The following is a 17,797-nucleotide window of genomic DNA, read 5'->3' as shown; positions in this document are numbered from 1 at the left end:
GGCTCAAATCCCGGCAGGAGCCCCCTCTCAGGAATATTGACAGGTATTTGTCGGACAAATACGTTGCACAAGAGATCGTCCGGCACGGGACCGGGCGGCCAGGGGGGAATTTCGTGGCCGAAGCGGGGGCGCAGACCACACGCAGCGAGACCGGATCTGCCGTCGACGGCGTCGTCGAAAGCATCCGGGCGCTGATCGGGAGGGACGGCCTGACGGTGGGCGACAGCCTTCCGACCGAGCGCGAACTCTGCGACGCCTTCGGCGCCTCGCGCAACACCGTCCGCGAAGCGATGCGCATCCTGAAGGCCTACGGCATCGTCGAGGTGCGTCCCAAGGTCGGGGCGACGATCATCGACAACCGCATGGCCTCGGCCTTCGAGATGTTCTCGTTCAATGTCCTCGACCTGTCGCCCAAGACCTTCAGCGACATCCAGGGCTTCCGCGCGCTGCTCGAGGTCTCGTCGGTCGAAACGCTCTTCGAGCGCATGACGCCCTCCGACCTGGCCGAGCTGAGACGCATCAACACCAAGCTGACCGACATGCCACATGTGGACGTCGCCTCGGAGTACGACTTCGAATTCCACACCAAGCTGATGAGCCTGCTCGACAACAAGGCCATCCTCGACGTCTACGGCCTGATGAAGCCCGTGATCCTGCGCATCATGAAGATGGGCAAGTCGCGGCGCACCTTCGAGACCACCACCTACCGCGAGCACGAGGCCATCCTCGCGGCGGCCGAGGCGGGCGACCGCCTGGGCTACCAGTACCTGATGAAGACGCATCTGAACGCCGGGTACGCCCTTTTCCAGAAGACCGCCGCTCCCGAGGCCGGGAAGCGGGACATCACGTCATGACTTTCTAGGGAGGAAAGACAATGAACCTCAGATCGACCGCCCTCGCCGCGCTTCTTGCCGGCCTGGGAACCGCCGCCTTCGCCGGCCCCTCCGTCGTGGACGGACCGGGCGTCGACCCGTCCTGCTTCGCGCCGTGGGACGCATCCACCAAGCACTTCCAGTGGGAGGCCCAGGAAGGCCCCTACCGCATCGCCATCGTCAACGGTTTCGTCGGCAACACCTGGCGGATCCAGATGATCAAGACCGCCAAGGCCTATGCCGAGGATCCCGCCGTCAAGGACAAGATCGCCGAATTCAAGGTGGTCTCGACCGGCACCGACGCCCCCGCGCAGCTTGGCGCCATCGAGGACTTCATCAACCAGGGCTACGACGCGATCGTTACGATCGCCGTCTCGCCCGACGGGTTCGACCGGGTCATCCGCCTTGCGGACCGCGAGAATGTCGTCCTCGTGCCCTTCGACAACGTGCTCGACACCGACGCGGTCATGCAGGTCAACGAGGACCAGCTTGCCATGGGCCGCATGTGGGCCGAGTTCGCACTGAAGGAGCTGGACGCCAAGGGCGTCAGCTCGGGCAAGATCCTCGAGGTGCGCGGACTTCCGGGCAACTCGGTCGACCGGGACCGCTCGATCGGCATCAACGAGGTCCTGGCCGCCGATGACGGCACCTGGGAGATCGTGTCGGTCGTCGGCAACTGGGACGACGGCACCACGCAGAAGGTGGTTGCCGACGCCATCGCCGTGCATGGCCAGTTCGAGGCCATCATCGGCCAGGGCGGGTCGAACGGCGTCATCCAGGCGCTGACCGACGCGGGCCACCCCTGGGTGCCGGTCGCGGGCGAATCCGAGAACGGCTTCCGCAAGGCCATCGCCGAGCATTCCGACGAGGGCCTGAAAGGCATCTCGATCGGCCAGTCGCCCGGCCTCGTCGCCGTGGCGATGAAAGCGGCGATCTCGGCGCTGGAAGGCAACGTGATGCCGCAGCTCATCTCGGTCCCGCTTCCGGTGGCGACCTATGAGGAGCTGGAGGACGGCAAGAACTTCTGGTCCGACCTGCCCGACAACTTCTTCACGGTGAACGAATTCCCGCCCTGCGGCGTGAACGTCTCGGGCCCTGCGATCATGGCGCAGGACGAAACCGACGTGAAGTGATGCAAGACGCGGCGGCGCTCCAGGGGGCGCCGCCGACCCCATACCACGAGGCAGGCATGGACAGCACGACCCCGCACGTCGCCCTGGAAGGCGTCTCGCGCTACTTCGGCGGCATCACCGCCCTGAAGGACGTGGACTTCCAGTGCCGCCGCGGCACGATCCACGCGATTCTGGGCGAGAACGGCGCGGGCAAATCGACGCTCATCAAGATCATGGCGGGCGTCCTGCCGCCCAGCGAGGGCCGGATGCTTCTCGACGGCAGGCCGGTCGCCTTTCGCAGTCCCGCCGAAGCGCGCGACGCCGGCATCGTCTGCATCTTCCAGGAGCTGTCGCTGATCCCGGACCTGTCGGTCGCCGACAACATCTTCATCGACCGCCCCCCCCGCAGCCTGGGCCTCATCGACCGCCGGGCGCAGCGCCGCCGCTCCGAGGAGCTTCTGGCGCGGATCGACTGCGAGGACGTGAACCCCGACACCAACGTGCGCGACCTCAGCCTGTCGCGCCGCCAGATGGTCGAGATCGCCAAGGCCATCTCGAAGAACCCGTCCGTCCTGATCCTCGACGAGGCGACCTCGGCCCTGACGAGCCGTGACGTCCAGACCGTCTACGACCTTCTCGGCAAGCTGCGCGAGGACAACGTGGCGAGCCTCTTCATCAGCCACCGGATGCACGAGGTAGACGCACTCTGCGACACGCTGTCGGTCTTCCGCAACGGCCACCACATCGAGACCTTCGGCAAGGGCGAGAGGACGAGTGGCGAGATCGTGCGCCTGATGATCGGCCGCGACATCGAGGCCCAGTTCCCGCCGAAGCCCGCGCCCGTTGCCGGCAAGTCGCCCGCGCTCAAGGTCGAGGCCCTGAAGTGGGAGGACCGGCTCAAGGGCATCGACATCGAGGTCGCACCGGGCGAGATCCTCGGCCTCGGCGGCCTCGACGGTCAGGGACACAAGGAACTGCTGCTCGCGCTCTTCGGGGTGCTTAAGGGCGTCACGGGCCGCATCGAACTCGGCGGCCGCCCGTATCGACCCGCGTCTCCCGCCAGGGCCAAGCGGCAGCCGACCTCGCTCGCCCTCGTGCCCGAGGATCGCAAGACCGAGGGGCTGATGCTGCAACTCTCCATCGCCGACAACCTGCTGACTCCGAATTACGCCCGCGTCTCGACCGGCCCCCTGATCGACCGGAGCCGCGCCGATACGGCCATCGCGGACGCCGTGACCCAGCTACAGATCAAGGTTGGCGACGTCACCGACAAGGTCGAGACGCTGTCCGGCGGCAACCAGCAGAAGGTCGTCATCGCCAAATGGCTGATCGACGACCCCGACGTGATCCTTCTGAACGATCCCACGCGCGGCATCGACGTGGGCACAAAGCAGGAGATCTATCGCCTGATGCGCCAGCTTGCCGACGCCGGAAAGGCCATCGTCCTCTACTCCACCGACTATGACGAGCTGATCGGCTGCTGCGACCGCGTCTCGATCCTCTACGACGGCCGCGTGGTCGCCGAACTCGATGGCGAGCGTCTGACCGAAGAGAACATCGTCTCGGCCTCGCTGAATATCCCCGGCGGGGAGGCGGCCTGATGCGCGACCTTATCCTCAGGAACCGCGCCTTCGCCGGCGCCCTCGCGATGTTCCTGGTCCTGTTCCTCGGCTACCACGCGCTGCATCCGCGCGGCTTCTCGACCGCGGTCTTCATCCAGAACGCCAACGAAAGCGTCGCCATCGCCTTCGTCGCCATGGCGCAGACGATCCCGGTCCTGATGGGCGGGCTCGACCTCTCTGTAGGCGCGGTGATGACGCTGGCGAACTGCATCGCCTCGCACCTCGTCACGGGCTCGCCCGTGCAGATGGTGCTGGGCATGATCGTCACGCTCGCCTGCGGCACCGCCTTCGGCCTGATGAACGGCCTTATCGTGGTCTACGGCCGCATCCAGCCCATCATCGCGACGCTCGCCACGGGGGCCATCGCCATCGGTCTGGCCCTCATCATCCGTCCCTCGCCCGGCGGCGAGATCGACGGCGACCTGAACTGGGCGGTGACCAACGCGGTCTTCGACTTCGCCGAAACCTACGGCCTTGCCGACGACGGCAACGCCGCCTGGCTGCAGCCCTTCGTCAACATACCCGTGCCTCTCATCATCCTTCTCGTGATCGGATTCGGGGTCTGGATCCCCTTCAAGCGCACCGTCACCGGGCGCACGGTCTATGCCATCGGCTCGGCGGAAAGTGCCGCCTTCATGTCCGGTCTTCCGGTCCGTCGCGCCAAGATCGCGGCCTTTACGCTGGCGGGATTTTTCGCGTCCTGCGGCGGGCTCTACCTTGCCATCCAGACCTCGTCCGGCAATGCCGACGTGTCGCAGGCGGGGGCCTATACGCTTAATTCCATCGCCGCCGTCGTCCTGGGAGGGTCCTCGCTTCTGGGAGGCATCGGCGGCGCCATCGGCTCGCTGGTCGGCGCGGGCATCCTGCGCGTGATCTCGTTCTACTTCCGCATTCTCTCCATCGACCCGCTCCTGCAACCTCTGATCGAGGGGCTTGTCCTTCTCGTCGCGGTCTCGCTTGGCGCGCTGCGCACGCTCAGGGTCAAGAACAGGCTGGAGCTTTTCCGATGACCCCCTTCGCGCGCCTCTCGCCCGAGAACCGCCCCATCGCCATCGCCGCGATCTTCGTCGTGGTCATCGTCCTCTTCGGCACGGTCTACACATTGTCGACCCAGGGCACCGCGCCGATGCTGTCACCCGGCTATCTGTTGCAACAGCTTCAGATCGGCTCGTTCCTCGGCATCTGCGCCGCCGGCATGATGGTGGTGATCCTTCTCGGCCACATCGACCTGTCGGTGCCATGGACGCTGACGGCGGCGGCGATGATGGCGACGACCGTGGGCGGGCCATGGGCCATCCCGACCGGGCTTGCCGTGGGACTCCTCGTCGGTCTCCTCAACGGCTTCGGCGTGGCTTACCTGCGCATTCCCTCGATGATCTTCACGCTCGGCGTCGACTCGGTCCTGCGTGGCCTGATGGTCGCGCATACCGGCGGCTTCGCGCCGCAGACCACCGCCTCGCCGCTCATGCGCTTCCTCGCCGCGGACCGCATCGCGGGTATCCCCGTGGCGATCTTCGTCTGGGCCGGCGTGTCTCTTGTGATCGCAGGCATCCTGACGCGCACCGGCCTCGGCAAGGCCATCTACGCCACCGGCGCGAAAGAGGGCGCCGCCTACCTGTCAGGCATCCGCACGCGCGGCGTCATCGTCGCGGCCTTCGTGATCTCGGCTCTCTGCGCCTCGACGGCCGGCGTCCTTCTCGCCGGGTACTCGGCCAAGGCCTATCAGGGCATGGGCAACGCCTTCCTTCTGCCCGCCATCGCCGCCGTCGTTCTGGGCGGCACGCACATCCTCGGCGGGCGCGGTCGCTATGCCGGAACGCTCGTGGGCGTGATCCTGATCGTCTTCCTCAATTCCGTCCTGTCGATCATGCAGATGCCGGAGGCCTTTCGCCAGATCATCTACGGCGTCGTCATCGTGGGGATGCTGCTGGTCTATGGCCGGGAGGGCGGATCGCGCACCTGAGACTCTTGTCGGTTTGACAGCCCTGCCGCCGGACGCCACCCTGACGGCAGGGAGGTGCCAGCCATGCCGCGCGACGTCGTGATCGACACCCATCACCACCTCTGGCGGATCGACCGGGGCGATTACTTCTGGATGTCGCCCGACTTGGGCGTGCTTTACCGCGACTACGGACCGGACGACCTCGCCCCGCATCTGAACGCGGCGGGCGTCACGAGGACGATCCTCGTCCAGGCCGCCGATACCGAGGCCGAGACCGATTTCCTGCTCGACCTCGCCGCGCGGACCGACTGGATCGCCGGCGTCTGCGGCTGGCTCGACCTCGACGACGAGGCCTTTCCCGACCGACTTGCCGCACGAATGGAGAACCCGTGGTTCAAGTCGCTGCGTCCGATGCTTCAGGACCTCGCGCCCGACGACTGGATCCTGAAGCCGCGCGCCCTGAAGAACCTCGCGCACATGGCAGAGACGGGCGCCCGGTTCGAGGTGCTGACGAAGCCGCCGCAGCTTCCGCACGCCGTCGAGGCGCTGCGCCGCACGCCGGGCCTCAAGGCCGTGGTCAATCACCTCTCGAAACCCGACATCGCGGGGCGCATGTGGGAACCCTGGGCGGGCGCGATGGACGAACTCGCGGCGATACCGGACGTCTTCTGCAAGATCTCGGGTATGGTGACCGAGGCCGGACCGGATTGGACGACGGACGACCTGACCCCTTATGCCGTCCACGCGCTGGAATCCTTCGGTCCCGACCGCTGCATGTTCGGCTCGGACTGGCCCGTTGCGCTTCTGGCGGCAGAGAGCTACGGCGACGTGCTCGACACCGCGCGGACGATCCTGGCGCCCTACCTGGACGCCACCGCACGGCGGAAGGTCTTCCATGACACCGGCGCGGCGTTCTACGGGATTTGAGTCTCAGCCCGAGTGCAGGAAGTGCAGGACGTCGCCGTCCTTCACGTCATAGGTCTTGCCCTCGACGCGCATCTTGCCCGCGTCCTTCGCCCCCGTCTCGCCGTTCAGCGCGACATAGTCGTCATAGGCGATGGTCTCGGCGCGGATGAAGCCCTTCTCGAAGTCGCCGTGGATCACGCCGGCCGCCTGCGGCGCCAGCGTGCCCTTGCGGATCGTCCAGGCCCGCGCTTCCTTCGGGCCGACCGTGAAATAGGTCTGAAGCCCCAGAAGCCCGTAGCCCGCCCGGATCAGCCGGTCGAGGCCTGCTTCCTCCAGTCCCATCTCGGAGAGGAACATCTCCGCCTCCTCGCGGTCGAGCTGGCTGATCTCCTCCTCGATCCGGGCCGAGATCACGACCGAGGCCGCACCCTGCTCGGCCGCCATCTGGGCCACCCGCTCGGACTGCGCGTTGCCCGTCGCCGCCTCGGCCTCGGAGACGTTGCACACGAACAGCACGGGCTTCGACGTCAGAAGCTGAAGCGCCTTCCAGGCCTTCTGGTCCTCCTCGTCGACCGCGACCGACCGCGCCGGACGCCCCTGCTCCAGGGCCGCCTGCGCGGCCTTCAGCAGACGCTCCTGCGCCACGGCTTCCTTGTCGCCGCCGCGCACCTTGCGCACGATGTTCTGCAGCCGCCGCTCGATGGACTCGAGATCGGCGAGCATCAATTCGGTCTCGATGGTCTCGGCATCCGCGATGGGATCGACGCGACCCTCGACATGGGTCACGTCGCCGTCCTCGAAGCAGCGCAGGACGTGCGCGATGGCATCGACCTCGCGGATGTTGGCCAGGAACTGGTTGCCCAGACCCTCGCCCTTGGACGCGCCCTTCACGAGGCCCGCGATGTCGACGAAGGTGATCCGCGCCGGAACGACCTGCTTCGACTTCGCGATCGTTGCCAGCTTGTCCAGGCGCGCATCCGGCACCGCCACCTCGCCCACGTTGGGTTCGATGGTGCAGAAGGGAAAGTTGGCCGCCTGCGCCGCGGCGGTCCGCGTCAGCGCATTGAACAGCGTCGACTTGCCGACGTTCGGCAGGCCCACGATCCCGGTCTTGAAGCCCATCGCGGACCCTCCTTCGGCAAAGACGACGCCTTCTACGGCGGCGCCCCGCCCGCCGCAACCCGGGGGTTGCCAGCCGCCGTCCACCCTATGTAAGTTGATATCAACACAATAGGGAGTCGACCGATGCAGCCGATCATCTACCTCTTCTTTCCGGGCAACTGCCGCGAGGCGTTCGAAACCTACGGCCGCGTCTTCGACGCCTCGCCCGAGATCATGTCCTTCGCCGACATGCCACCCGAGGCCCAGGGCTCGATGCCCGGCGTCACGAACGACATGGTGATGCACGCGTCGCTCAAGATCGGCGACGGCTGGATCTACGGCAGCGACGATCCCTCGATCTCGACGCAGGAGATGGCCGGCTGCAACGTCTCGCTCGCCTTCCCGACCGAGGCCGAGACACGCCGCGTCTGGGACGCCCTGTCCGAGGGCGGAGAGATCAGGATGCCGCTGCAACCGGAATTCTTCGCACCGCTCTACGGCGCCATGTCCGACCGCTTCGGCATCCGCTGGATGATCATGCAGGACGGCGAGGCGTCGTGACGCCCTAGTCGCGCGCCCGGCTCTCGCGGCCCTGGAAGATGATGAACCATGCCAGGAGCACGAACATCGGATGCGTCAGCCCGCCCGAGAAGAAAAGCGCGGGCAGCCAAATGAAGAAAATGATGACGCCCAGGAAGGGTCGACCGGCGAAGACGATCGACAGGGGCGGCAGAAGGATGGCGAGCAAGTAGTTCATGACCGTCATTTGGGGCGCGCCCTGCCGGTTGTCCAGTCCCGGCGCGGCGCTAGGTCAGGAGGTATGAACGGACCTGCCATCATCCTCGGCGCCGGCCCCGGCTTGGGCCAGGCGCTTTCCCGACGTTTCGCCGCCGGCGGCTTCGATGTCGCGATGCTCGCCCGCGACGGCTCGCGTCTGAACGCCCTGTCGCGGGACGTGGCCGAGGAGACGGGCCGCAGGGTCTATGGCTATCCCGTCGACGCGACCGACCTCGTCGGCCTCCGCGCCTCGCTCGAAAGGGTGACGGGCGACATGGGACCGGCCTCGGTCTTCATCCATTCGGTCAGCCGATGGATCCCGGGCCGAACGCCCGACATCGATCCCGCGACCCTGATGGCCGAGATGGCGCTGTCGGTCGGCGCGGCCCTCCTCGGTTCGCAGCACGTCCTTGCGGGGATGGAGGCAGCCGGCAAAGGCACGATCCTCTGGACCGGAAGCCGCATGGGGCTGAACCCCGGCAAGAACGCCGCGGCCCCTGCCCTCGGCGCATCGAAATGCGCCATTCGTGCCCTCGCCCTGTCGGGCGCGAAGGATTTCCACGACCGCGGCGTGAACTTCGCCACCGTCACCATCGACGGCACCATCAAGCCGGGAACCGCCTTCGACCCCCGCGCCATCGCCGACGCCTTCTGGGAGGTCCACGCCGCCCCGCGCGAAGACTGGGTCGCCGAACGCATTTTCACCGGCCGCGATTGATCTTCCGCCGGGCATCGGGCAAAGGAAGCCCGACCCAGAGGGAGGCCCCCATGACCCGCATCGACCGGACGTTCCAGCGCCTGCGCGCCGAAGGCCGCAAGGGCTTCGTCTCCTACGTCATGGCGGGCGACCCCGACTTCGACACCTCGCTCGCCATCGTGAAGGGCCTGCCCGCCGCCGGCGTCGACGTGATCGAGCTGGGCCTGCCCTTCACCGACCCGATGGCGGACGGCCCGACGATCCAGCTTGCTGGCCAGCGCGCACTCGAGGCGGGCATGACGCTGAAGCGTACGCTCGAGCTTGCCCGCCGCTTCCGCGAGGACGACGACACCACGCCCATCGTGCTGATGGGCTACTACAACCCGATCTATTCGCACGGCGTCGACCGCTTCCTTGTCGATGCGAAGGTCGCCGGCATCGACGGGCTGATCGTTGTCGACCTGCCGCCCGAAGAGGACGAGGAACTGTGCATCCCCGCCCAGAAGGCCGGCCTCAACTTCATTCGCCTCGCAACGCCCACGACCGACGACAGGCGGCTGCCCAAGGTGCTGACCAACACCTCGGGCTTCGTCTACTACGTGTCGATCACCGGCATCACCGGTGCGGCCAACGCCGTGGCCACCGACGTCGGCCCCGAGGTCGCCCGGATCAAGGCGCAGACCGACCTGCCCGTGATCGTGGGCTTCGGCATCAGGACCCCCGAGACCAGCCGCGACATCGCGCGCGTCGCCGACGGCGCGGTGGTGGGGTCGGCCATCGTCGACCTGATCGGCAAGGGAAAGTCGCCCGACGAGGTGCTGGAGTTCGTGCGCGGACTGGCCGAGGGCGCGCATTCCGCGTGACGTGAAGGGCTCTGCCCCTCGCCCCTGTCGGGGCTCACCCCGGAGTAGTTGAGGACAGAAGAAGCTCAGGGATCGCCCGCGATCTCGAACACCTTGTCCCGGCTCGTCGCGCCCCGCACCAGTGTCAGCCGCGAGGGTGCCACGCCAAGCGCCTTCGCCAGCGCCTTGCGCACCGCCGCATTGGCCTTGCCATCCTCCGGAGGGACAGTGACCCAGACGCGGACAAGCCCGGCGTCCTCCTCGATCCGCGCGCGCGAGGCTTTCGGCGTCACCCGCACCGCGATGCGGGCACCGGGCCGGGCGAGGTGCGACAGGTCCGTCATGGATCGAGCCTGCCGCGCGGCCGCCCGCGCTTCAAGACTTCCGTCCGCCCCGCCGGCCGTCTAGGCTTTGCCCATGACGACGGCATTCTACTGGGACGAGAGGTGCTTCTGGCACGCGGGCGGCACCTATTCCTTCATGGTGCCGCAAGGCGGCCTCGTGCAGCCCGGCGCGGGCCTGCCCGAAAGCCCCGAGACCAAGCGGCGGCTTAAGAACCTCCTCGACGTCACCGGCCTTCTGGCCGACCTCGACGCGCGTTCCGCCCCGCCTGTCACCGAGGAGGAATTGCGGCGCGTCCATCCCGCCGCCTTCCTCGCCACCTTCCGCGAGACGGCTGCGGCGGGCGGCGGCGAGACCGGCCTGCGCGCGCCCTATGGCCCGGACGGCTACGAGATCGCGGCCCTCTCGGCGGGCCTCGCCACCTCGGCGCTGCGCTCGGTCCTGTCAGGCGAACACCAGAACGCCTACGCGCTGTCGCGCCCGCCCGGTCACCATTGCCTGCCCGACTGGCAGAATGGCTTCTGCCTTCTCGCCAACATCGCCATCGCGGTCGAGGCGGCGCTGGCCGAGGGTCGCGCAGGGAGGATCGCCGTCCTCGACTGGGACGTCCACCACGGCAACGGCACCGAGGCGATCTTCCTCGACCGTGCCGACGTGCTGACCGTCTCGATCCACCAGGAGCGGAACTATCCGCTCGACACCGGCGACTTCGCCGTTCGAGGCGAGGGTGCGGGCGTAGGTTTCAACATCAACATCCCCCTGCCTCCCGGGACCGGCCACAAGGGCTACATGGCGGCGATGGAGCGCCTCGCCCTTCCCGCCATCCGCGCCTTCCGGCCCGACGCCATCGTGGTCGCCTGCGGCTTCGACGCCTCGGCCTTCGATCCGCTCGGGCGGATGCTGGCGACGCAGGACACGTTCCGCCAGATGACGCGCATGACGAAGGCCCTGGCCGAGGACGTCTGCGGCGGCCGCCTCGTCCTCGTCCACGAGGGCGGCTATTCCGAGTTCCACGTCCCCTTCTGCGGCCATGCCACCATCGCCGAACTCGCGGGCAGCGCCATCGACGCGCCCGATCCCTTCGCCGCGACACTGGCGAAGCGGCAACCGGGCCCTGCCTTCGACGCCTTCCTCGACGGGCTGATCGGCGATATGGCGGAAGCCCTTTGAGCAATCTCGCCGGCAGGCCTGACCCGCTGGAAATTCCGCTCGGCTGGCCTTACCTCTGGCGCAGCACAGGAGACCCGATGCCAGACCCGAACCCCAGCGCGCTCGCCTTCCTCGAAACCCGGCGCTCGCGCCCTGCGAAGACACTGGCGGGACCGTTTCCCGCCCGTGACGAGGTAAGGCGCCTGTTGACCGTCGCCGCCCGCGCGCCCGACCACGGCAAGCTCGAGCCCTGGCGGTTCCTCGTCCTCGAGGCGCCGGCACTCGCCCGCCTCGCCGGGACGCTGGCCGAAAAGGGCGCCGAGCTCGGGATCGAGCCCGAGAAGATCGACAAGGCGCGGGCCGAGATGGGGGGCGCAGGCCTTGCCGTCGTCGTCGTGGCCAGTCCGAAACCCTCAGACAAGATCCCCGGGATCGAACAGACGCTCTCGGCCGGTGCGGTCTGCATGAACCTGCTGTCCGCCGCGCTCGCCGCCGGCTGGGGCGCGAACTGGCTGTCGGGCTGGGCCAGCCACGACGCCGACTGGCGCGAGAGGCAGCTGGGCCTCATGCCGCACGAATGGATCGCGGGCATCGTCCACCTCGGCACCGAGACGTCTCCTCCCCCCGACCGCCCGCGCCCCGACGTCGATGCGCTGACGGAGTGGATCGAGGCGTGATCCCGGCGTCTTTCCTCGCCGCCCTCGGCCAGATGGGCGACGCGCGGTTCCAGCGCGTGCTGGTCATGGGCGTGGGCCTGACGGTGGCGCTTTTGATCGGCGCCTACGTCCTTGTCTTCTGGGGCGTGCAGTGGCTTTTGCCCGACAGCTTCACCCTGCCCTGGGTCGGAGAGATCTCGTTCGTGGACGAGATGCTGTCCTGGGGATCGGTTCTTCTGATGATGGTGCTGTCCATCTTCCTGATGGTGCCCGTCGCCTCGGCCTTCACCGGCATCTTCCTCGACGACGTTGCCGACGCGGTCGAAGAGACGCACTATCCGACCCTGCCGTCCGCGCCCCGCACCAGCTTCGCCGACGGGATGGGCGAGGCGTTGACCTCGCTCGGCGTGATCGTCGTGGCGAACCTCGCCGCACTTGTCTTCTATTTCACGCCGCTCGCGCCCTTCGTCTTTTACGGGCTGAACGGGTTTCTTCTCGGACGGGAATACTTCCGCATGATCGCGCTCCGGCGTCTGGGCAAGCCGGGCGCCCGCGCCGCCTTCCGCCGTCATATCGCGACGATCTGGGCGGCGGGCGCGCTGATGGCGGTGCCGCTGACGATTCCGCTGGTGAACCTCTTCGTGCCGATCCTGGGCGCGGCGACCTTCGTCCACCTGTTCCACAGGCTGGAGCGACAGGCCTAGTTCCGCTGCGCTCCCAGGCGGTCGAATATGTCGATGTCCGCGACGGTGATCCCGCCCCAGATGATGACGGCGCAGATCAGGGCCCAGACCGGCAGCGCGATCAACGTCACCTGCTTCAGCTTGCGCCTCATCGAGAACGACGAGGCGGGCGACCCGGCGTGCGTGCCCTTCAGCGTCTCGCCTTCGTCGCCCTGCGTGCGCAGCCCCACGGGCAACAGCACGAAGAGCGTCATGAACCAGACGATGGCAAGCAGGACGATGGCGGAGACGACGTTCATCAGACCTCCTCCAGCTCGATCAGGGTGCCGGTGAAATCCTTCGGATGCAGGAACAACACCGGCTTGCCGTGCGCGCCGATCTTCGGCTCGCCGGTGCCGAGGACGCGCGCGCCCGATGCGGTCAGGCGCGCGGCGGCGGCGCGGATATCCTCGACCTCGTAGCAGATGTGATGGATGCCGCCCGAGGGGTTCTTTTCCAGAAACCCGGCGATGGGAGAGCCTTCGCCCAAGGGATGAAGCAGCTCGATCTTCGTGTTCGGCAAGGTGATGAACACCACCGTCACCCCGTGATCGGGTTCGTCCTGTTCGGGGCCGACGTCCGCGCCCAGCGTGTCGCGATAAAGCGCAGCGGCGGCCGTCAGGTCGGGCACCGCGATGGCGACGTGATTGAGGCGTCCGATCATGCAGGTCTCCCTCGTCCGGCTTTTCGCCATATGGTCCCGCAAGACCCCCGGCGGCAAGGGACACGCCGCCGCAGAGCCGCGATTAACGCGACATTAGCCAATTCCGGTCCGTAATGGCGAACGCGTCCATTCAGGGAGAAGACCCTTGCCCAGCACGCTCGAAGACCTCGTCATGCTCCAACCGCCCACGGCGGAACGTCCGCTGCTCGGCACCGTCATCCTTCTGGTCGAGGACAGCCGCCACGCCTGCGAGGCGATGCGCCTGATCTGCCAACGCTCGGGCGCGCGTATCCGTCGCGCCGAAAGCCTGGCCTCGGCCGAACGCCACCTGAGGACCTACAGACCTCGCATCGCGGTGGTCGACCTGGGTCTGCCGGACGGCTCGGGCCTCGACCTCATCCGCCGCCTCGCGCGCGCCGAGCCACGCATTGACGGCATCCTCGCCGTTTCGGGCGACGAGGCTTTGGGCGCCGCGGCGCTCGACGCGGGCGCCGACGCCTTCCTGTCGAAGCCCCTGGCGTCCGTGTCGCGCTTCCAGGCGGTGGTGGTGGCTCTCCTCCCCGAGCCGATCCGCACGACAACCCTCGCCCGTCCTGTCATCGACACGGTCGAGCCCGATCCCATCGCGCTTCGCGACGACCTCTGCCTTGCCGCCGACCTCCTGCGCAGCGACCCCGAGGCGCGGACGATCGCCTATGTCGCCACCTTCCTCGCCAGCCTCGCCAAGGACGCGGGCGACCCCGCCCTTGCCGAGATCGCGGGCCGCATCGCGGCGCTGTCCGACGGAACGGGCGGCGTCGCCACGGCCCGACGCCTCGCGACCGAGGTGCAGTCCCGCATCGACCGTCTGGAACTGGTTTAGCCCAGGTGGACAGCGCGCACATGTTCGCCTAATGTTCCACTGGCAATCGGGGGCATGACGAACCATCATGTTGGACATGGGGCAGACGGCAGCACAACACCTGGAAGGCTTCCTGAACGGCGACCGTTTCGGCACCGTTCTGGCCGATCCGCCGTGGCGCTTCGTCAACCGCACCGGCAAGGTCGCGCCCGAGCACAAGCGCCTCGCGCGCTATCCGACGATGGACCTGGCGGAGATCTGCGCCCTCCCCGTCGCGGACCATCTCCAGGATCGCGCGCACTGCTATCTCTGGGTTCCGAACGCCCTTCTGCCCGAAGGCCTTCAGGTCCTGACTGCCTGGGGCTTCGACTACAAGTCGAACATCGTCTGGCACAAGGTCCGCAAGGACGGCGGGTCCGACGGACGCGGCGTCGGCTTCTACTTCCGCAACGTGACCGAGATCCTGCTCTTCGGCACCCGCGGCAAGGGTGTGCGGACCGAGGCGCCGGGGCGGCGCCAGGTCAACATGATCCAGACCCGCAAGCGCGAGCATTCGCGCAAGCCCGACGAACAGTACGGCATCATCGAAGATTGCTCCTGGGGCCCGTACCTCGAGCTGTTCGGGCGCGGCGTGCGCGACGGCTGGACGGTCTGGGGCAACCAGGCCGACGCCGACTACAAGCCCGACTGGAACACCTACAGCTACAACTCGGGCGTGGCAGCCGAATAAGGGAACGCATCCCGGCCGGACGCGTTGGCGTGCCGACTGAAGGGAGCGACACGCCATGCCGAACATCTACGACGCCATCAAGGCCGACCACGACACCCACCGGAAGCTTCTCGACCGCATCGCCGACACCGAGGGCGCGTCGGACGAGCGGCAGGATGCCTGGGACACCTTCTACGAGGACGTGAAAAGCCATTCCGCGGCCGAGGAAGAGACCTTTTACTCCAAGCTGATGTCCAAGACCTGGGGCCAGGACGCCGCCCGGCACTCCGTTCAGGAACACGCCGAGATGAACGACCTGCTGGAGGAATTGCGCGAGATGGACATGAGCCAGGGCTCGTGGATCGAGAAGTTCAAGCAGCTCAAGCACGACTACGAACATCACATGGACGAGGAAGAGGACGAGGTCTTCGAACGCGCGAAAGAGGTCATCCCCGACGACGAGATCGCGGGCTACGGCGACCGCTTCCTTGCGCGGAAGAAGGAAGAGCGCGGCCTGATCGAGGAAAAGCGCGAAGACGCGCTCGAGGATTGACGCCTCAGCCGTCGGTGGTCAACACGGCCGCCGGCAGACCGATCAGGAGGAGCGGACAGGGATTGCCGACGCCGCGCAGCACCCGCTCCTCCAGCTTCGCCCAATGCGTCGTCGCCTGCCCGAACTTGTCCGACACGAACTTGCGCGCGAAGGCCTCGTCGAACGCCATCCCGCGCGCCACCAGCCCCGCCACCGTCTTGCGCTGCGCGATCGTTCGCGCGCCAATGCCAAGACGGTCAAGATCGTCTTCCGAGGACAACCCCCGCTCCCGCATCCACTCGGTGATCCTCGGCAGGAAGGCCTGCTGCATCGTCGCGCCGCGCGTGACGACGACGCCCAGGCTGATGGCACTCAGAGCGTGAAGCCGCTGAAAGTTCTCCAGGTCGCGGTCGAAGAACGGATCCTTGTTGTTCCACTCGATTTCCAGCGCCAGCGTGCCGCCCGTCGCGAACTTGACGTGGTCGACCTCGTGGCTGACCCCCGCGCGTTCTACTCCGTCGACGATGGTCTGGACCTGGAAGCGGTGCTTCCGCCAACCGACATCCGACAATTCGTGACGAAGGCGCTGCGTCAGCCCCGCCTCGCCGCCGCCGCCCATCACGATCTCGCCCAGCGAGATGCGGAACTCGGACAGCACGCGCACCAGCATGTCGAATTCCGCCGGGAAATCCTGCGCCAGGATCGCACCCGCGTGGTTGCGCGTCATCACGTCGAAGCCGAGGTCGGAAAGCGCGGACAGCATGGCTCGCCTCTTACCGCGAGGGACGCGCGCGCCGCAACGTCCCTTCATCTTGCCTTAAATACGCAGATCCGCCCTCAGCCCGGATCGCGCGTGACGAGGATCGGCGCCGTCATCTCCGCCAGCGCCGTCTTCTGCCGCCCGTCGCCATCGAAGTTCGACGGGTCCAACCAAGCCTCGTAAGCCTCCCGCAACGCAGGCCATTCCCTGTCGATGCAGGCGAACCACGCCGTGTCGCGGTTCCGCCCCTTCACCACCGCCGCCTGCCGGAAGACGCCTTCGTAGGAGAAGCCGAACCGCTCTGCCGCGCGCCGCGAGGGCCCGTTGGCCGCGTCGCACTTCCATTCGAAGCGGCGATAGCCCGCCTCGAAGACCCAGCGCATGAACAAGTATAGCGCCTCGGTCGCCTCGCGCGTCTTCTGAAGCCGGGGTGTGTAGACGATGTATCCGACCTCTATCGTCCCCGCCGCGGGCGTGATGCGCATCAGGCTCATCGTACCGCCCAGCCGCCCATCCACCATCCGGACCGCGAACTGCAAGGGATCGTCGGCGGCGGAAACCGCCCGGACCCAGACTCCCAACTCCATCTCCGACGCGAAGGGACCGACGGGGATGTAGCGCCAGGTCTCGGGATCGGTCTGCGCCTCCCAAAGCTCCGGCACATGCGCCTCGGTCAAGGGCTCCAGGCGGACATACCGGCCCTGAAGAGGCGCGCGGGTCGGTACGGGCGGCGGGGTCCAGCGGGACAGGTCGGTCAAGGCGGCGCTCCTTCTTCGGTCGTCCGCGCCACAGAACCCCACCGCCCCTCCGCCCACAATGGCCAAACGAAAACGGCCGGGTCCGCGAAGGCCCGACCGGCCGGCGGTGGAGGCCGTCAGACCCGCACCGAGAAGAAGAGCGGGACCGCCCTTCACGTTCAGCGCGTCGACGGCAAGGCTGTCGCCCTCGTTCAGCGACAGGCGGCCGTGACTGCCTATCGGTCACAGGGCTCTGCACGGGCGGTCAGCGGCCTGAAAAGCTGAACCCCGGCGCATAGCTGTGCCAGCCGTCGAAGTCCGACTTGCCGACATCCAGACCCTCCGCCCGCAGGATCGCGAAGGCCATCGAGAGGTGGAACCACAGGTTCGGCAGCGCGAAGAGCCGCAGATAGACGTCGCCGTCCTGAGACAACGCCGCGTCGCCCGCGATATGGTCGACCGTCCGCCCGAAGGCGCCCGTGAAGTCGGCGGGGTCGAGAGATCTCACCTGCTCCGCCGCGAGTCTCAGCCGCGCCTCCAGACCCTCGGCGCCGTCCGCAAACCCACCCTGGACGATGTCCCTCGGCCAATCGCGTCCCAGAAGCGTGAAGGTCGAACGCAGGGCGAAGATGCCCACGGTGCGAAGCTGCGTCCCGCAGTCGAACATGCCGGGCGCCAGCGAGCGCGAAAGAAGATCCTCGCGCCCCGCCTCCGTGGTCCGCGCCAGCAGGTGCAAGGCCCTGCCGATGGCGACGAGGGCCGGCGTCACCGCCTCGCCGTACTCCGGGGGATGACCGTCCGACGCGGCCGCCAT

General features: G+C 67.5%; 23 protein-coding genes. 15 read left to right on the top strand and 8 right to left on the bottom strand.

What is annotated here, in order from left to right:
* Nucleotides 1-47 precede the first annotated feature (47 nt).
* The 6 genes from C8D95_RS14235 (at nt 48) to C8D95_RS14210 (ending at nt 6,475) form a co-directional block, all read left to right on the top strand.
* Nucleotides 48-854 (top strand): FadR/GntR family transcriptional regulator, encoded by an 807-nt coding sequence (locus C8D95_RS14235; protein WP_170121486.1) that lies wholly within the window; start codon nt 48-50, stop codon nt 852-854.
* Nucleotides 855-874: 20 nt separating this feature from the next.
* Entirely contained in the window at nt 875-2,005 is a 1,131-nt protein-coding gene (locus tag C8D95_RS14230) for a sugar ABC transporter substrate-binding protein (protein WP_109759849.1), read from the top strand.
* Nucleotides 2,006-2,061: 56 nt separating this feature from the next.
* Nucleotides 2,062-3,585 carry a sugar ABC transporter ATP-binding protein gene (locus C8D95_RS14225; RefSeq protein ID WP_109759943.1) on the top strand — a complete coding sequence of 508 codons (1,524 nt, stop codon included), beginning with the start codon at nt 2,062-2,064 and terminating at the stop codon, nt 3,583-3,585.
* Nucleotides 3,585-4,616: an ABC transporter permease gene (locus C8D95_RS14220; protein WP_109759848.1), complete on the top strand. Its 1,032-nt coding sequence runs from the start codon at nt 3,585-3,587 to the stop codon at nt 4,614-4,616. Before C8D95_RS14225 ends, C8D95_RS14220 begins: the two co-directional genes overlap by 1 nt.
* Entirely contained in the window at nt 4,613-5,569 is a 957-nt protein-coding gene (locus C8D95_RS14215) for an ABC transporter permease (protein ID WP_109759847.1), read from the top strand. Before C8D95_RS14220 ends, C8D95_RS14215 begins: the two co-directional genes overlap by 4 nt.
* A gap of 63 nt (nt 5,570-5,632) precedes the next feature.
* Entirely contained in the window at nt 5,633-6,475 is an 843-nt protein-coding gene (locus C8D95_RS14210; RefSeq protein WP_109759846.1) for an amidohydrolase family protein, read from the top strand.
* A gap of 3 nt (nt 6,476-6,478) precedes the next feature.
* On the opposite strand, the gene ychF is transcribed toward C8D95_RS14210, so the two are convergent.
* Nucleotides 6,479-7,576 (bottom strand): redox-regulated ATPase YchF, encoded by a 1,098-nt coding sequence (ychF, locus tag C8D95_RS14205; protein ID WP_109759845.1) that lies wholly within the window; start codon nt 7,574-7,576, stop codon nt 6,479-6,481.
* A gap of 123 nt (nt 7,577-7,699) precedes the next feature.
* Between ychF and C8D95_RS14200 the strand changes: the two genes are divergently transcribed.
* The gene (locus C8D95_RS14200; protein ID WP_109759844.1) at nt 7,700-8,116 is read left to right on the top strand and encodes a VOC family protein; all 417 of its coding nucleotides are present in this window, start codon (nt 7,700-7,702) and stop codon (nt 8,114-8,116) included.
* Nucleotides 8,117-8,120: 4 nt separating this feature from the next.
* Here C8D95_RS14200 and C8D95_RS14195 read toward each other — a convergent pair whose 3' ends face one another.
* The gene (locus tag C8D95_RS14195) at nt 8,121-8,312 is read right to left on the bottom strand and encodes a hypothetical protein (RefSeq protein WP_109759942.1); all 192 of its coding nucleotides are present in this window, start codon (nt 8,310-8,312) and stop codon (nt 8,121-8,123) included.
* Between the two features lie 63 nt (nt 8,313-8,375).
* Here C8D95_RS14195 and C8D95_RS14190 point away from each other — a divergent pair, with 63 nt between their 5' ends.
* Nucleotides 8,376-9,050 (top strand): SDR family NAD(P)-dependent oxidoreductase, encoded by a 675-nt coding sequence (locus C8D95_RS14190; protein WP_109759843.1) that lies wholly within the window; start codon nt 8,376-8,378, stop codon nt 9,048-9,050.
* Nucleotides 9,051-9,100: 50 nt separating this feature from the next.
* Entirely contained in the window at nt 9,101-9,892 is a 792-nt protein-coding gene (trpA, locus tag C8D95_RS14185; protein WP_109759842.1) for a tryptophan synthase subunit alpha, read from the top strand.
* A 65-nt stretch (nt 9,893-9,957) separates the two neighbouring features.
* Here trpA and C8D95_RS14180 read toward each other — a convergent pair whose 3' ends face one another.
* Nucleotides 9,958-10,215 (bottom strand): DUF167 domain-containing protein, encoded by a 258-nt coding sequence (locus C8D95_RS14180; protein WP_109759841.1) that lies wholly within the window; start codon nt 10,213-10,215, stop codon nt 9,958-9,960.
* Nucleotides 10,216-10,288: 73 nt separating this feature from the next.
* On the opposite strand from C8D95_RS14180, the gene C8D95_RS14175 reads away from it, so the two are divergent.
* The 3 genes from C8D95_RS14175 to C8D95_RS14165 all read left to right on the top strand — a co-directional run bounded on the left by C8D95_RS14175 (nt 10,289) and on the right by C8D95_RS14165 (nt 12,722).
* Nucleotides 10,289-11,383, top strand: a complete 1,095-nt coding sequence (locus C8D95_RS14175; RefSeq protein ID WP_109759840.1) for a class II histone deacetylase — start codon at nt 10,289-10,291, stop codon at nt 11,381-11,383.
* A 77-nt stretch (nt 11,384-11,460) separates the two neighbouring features.
* A complete protein-coding gene (locus tag C8D95_RS14170; RefSeq protein ID WP_109759839.1) occupies nt 11,461-12,039 on the top strand; it encodes a nitroreductase family protein in 579 nt (192 codons plus the stop codon).
* Nucleotides 12,036-12,722, top strand: a complete 687-nt coding sequence (locus C8D95_RS14165; RefSeq protein ID WP_241239699.1) for an EI24 domain-containing protein — start codon at nt 12,036-12,038, stop codon at nt 12,720-12,722. Before C8D95_RS14170 ends, C8D95_RS14165 begins: the two co-directional genes overlap by 4 nt.
* On the opposite strand, the gene C8D95_RS14160 is transcribed toward C8D95_RS14165, so the two are convergent.
* Nucleotides 12,719-13,000, bottom strand: a complete 282-nt coding sequence (locus C8D95_RS14160; RefSeq protein WP_109759837.1) for a DUF1467 family protein — start codon at nt 12,998-13,000, stop codon at nt 12,719-12,721. The two genes, C8D95_RS14165 and C8D95_RS14160, sit on opposite strands and share 4 nt — an antisense overlap.
* Nucleotides 13,000-13,404, bottom strand: coding sequence for a methylmalonyl-CoA epimerase (mce, locus tag C8D95_RS14155; RefSeq protein ID WP_109759836.1), 405 nt, complete (start codon nt 13,402-13,404; stop codon nt 13,000-13,002). Before mce ends, C8D95_RS14160 begins: the two co-directional genes overlap by 1 nt.
* A 145-nt stretch (nt 13,405-13,549) precedes the next feature.
* On the opposite strand from mce, the gene C8D95_RS14150 reads away from it, so the two are divergent.
* From C8D95_RS14150 to C8D95_RS14140, 3 genes are all read left to right on the top strand, one after another.
* Nucleotides 13,550-14,266, top strand: a complete 717-nt coding sequence (locus C8D95_RS14150; RefSeq protein ID WP_241239700.1) for a response regulator — start codon at nt 13,550-13,552, stop codon at nt 14,264-14,266.
* Between the two features lie 76 nt (nt 14,267-14,342).
* Nucleotides 14,343-14,975 (top strand): MT-A70 family methyltransferase, encoded by a 633-nt coding sequence (locus C8D95_RS14145; RefSeq protein WP_109759940.1) that lies wholly within the window; start codon nt 14,343-14,345, stop codon nt 14,973-14,975.
* A gap of 55 nt (nt 14,976-15,030) precedes the next feature.
* Nucleotides 15,031-15,507: a hemerythrin domain-containing protein gene (locus C8D95_RS14140; RefSeq protein WP_109759835.1), complete on the top strand. Its 477-nt coding sequence runs from the start codon at nt 15,031-15,033 to the stop codon at nt 15,505-15,507.
* A gap of 4 nt (nt 15,508-15,511) precedes the next feature.
* Here the strand turns inward: C8D95_RS14140 and C8D95_RS14135 are convergent, their stop codons facing one another.
* From C8D95_RS14135 to C8D95_RS14125, 3 genes are all read right to left on the bottom strand, one after another.
* On the bottom strand, nt 15,512-16,249 hold the full coding sequence (locus tag C8D95_RS14135; protein ID WP_109759834.1) for a BglII/BstYI family type II restriction endonuclease: 738 nt from the start codon (nt 16,247-16,249) through the stop codon (nt 15,512-15,514).
* A 74-nt stretch (nt 16,250-16,323) separates the two neighbouring features.
* Nucleotides 16,324-17,004 (bottom strand): GNAT family N-acetyltransferase, encoded by a 681-nt coding sequence (locus C8D95_RS14130; RefSeq protein ID WP_109759833.1) that lies wholly within the window; start codon nt 17,002-17,004, stop codon nt 16,324-16,326.
* Nucleotides 17,005-17,248: 244 nt separating this feature from the next.
* Nucleotides 17,249-17,797, bottom strand: coding sequence for a DUF1993 family protein (locus C8D95_RS14125; RefSeq protein WP_109759832.1), 549 nt, complete (start codon nt 17,795-17,797; stop codon nt 17,249-17,251).

It is taken from the genome of Silicimonas algicola (genome assembly GCF_003148765.1).
Classification (GTDB): Bacteria; Pseudomonadota; Alphaproteobacteria; order Rhodobacterales; family Rhodobacteraceae; genus Silicimonas; species Silicimonas algicola.
Note: the sequence above shows the minus strand (reverse complement) of the source record. Positions and strands in the feature narration are given on the sequence as shown.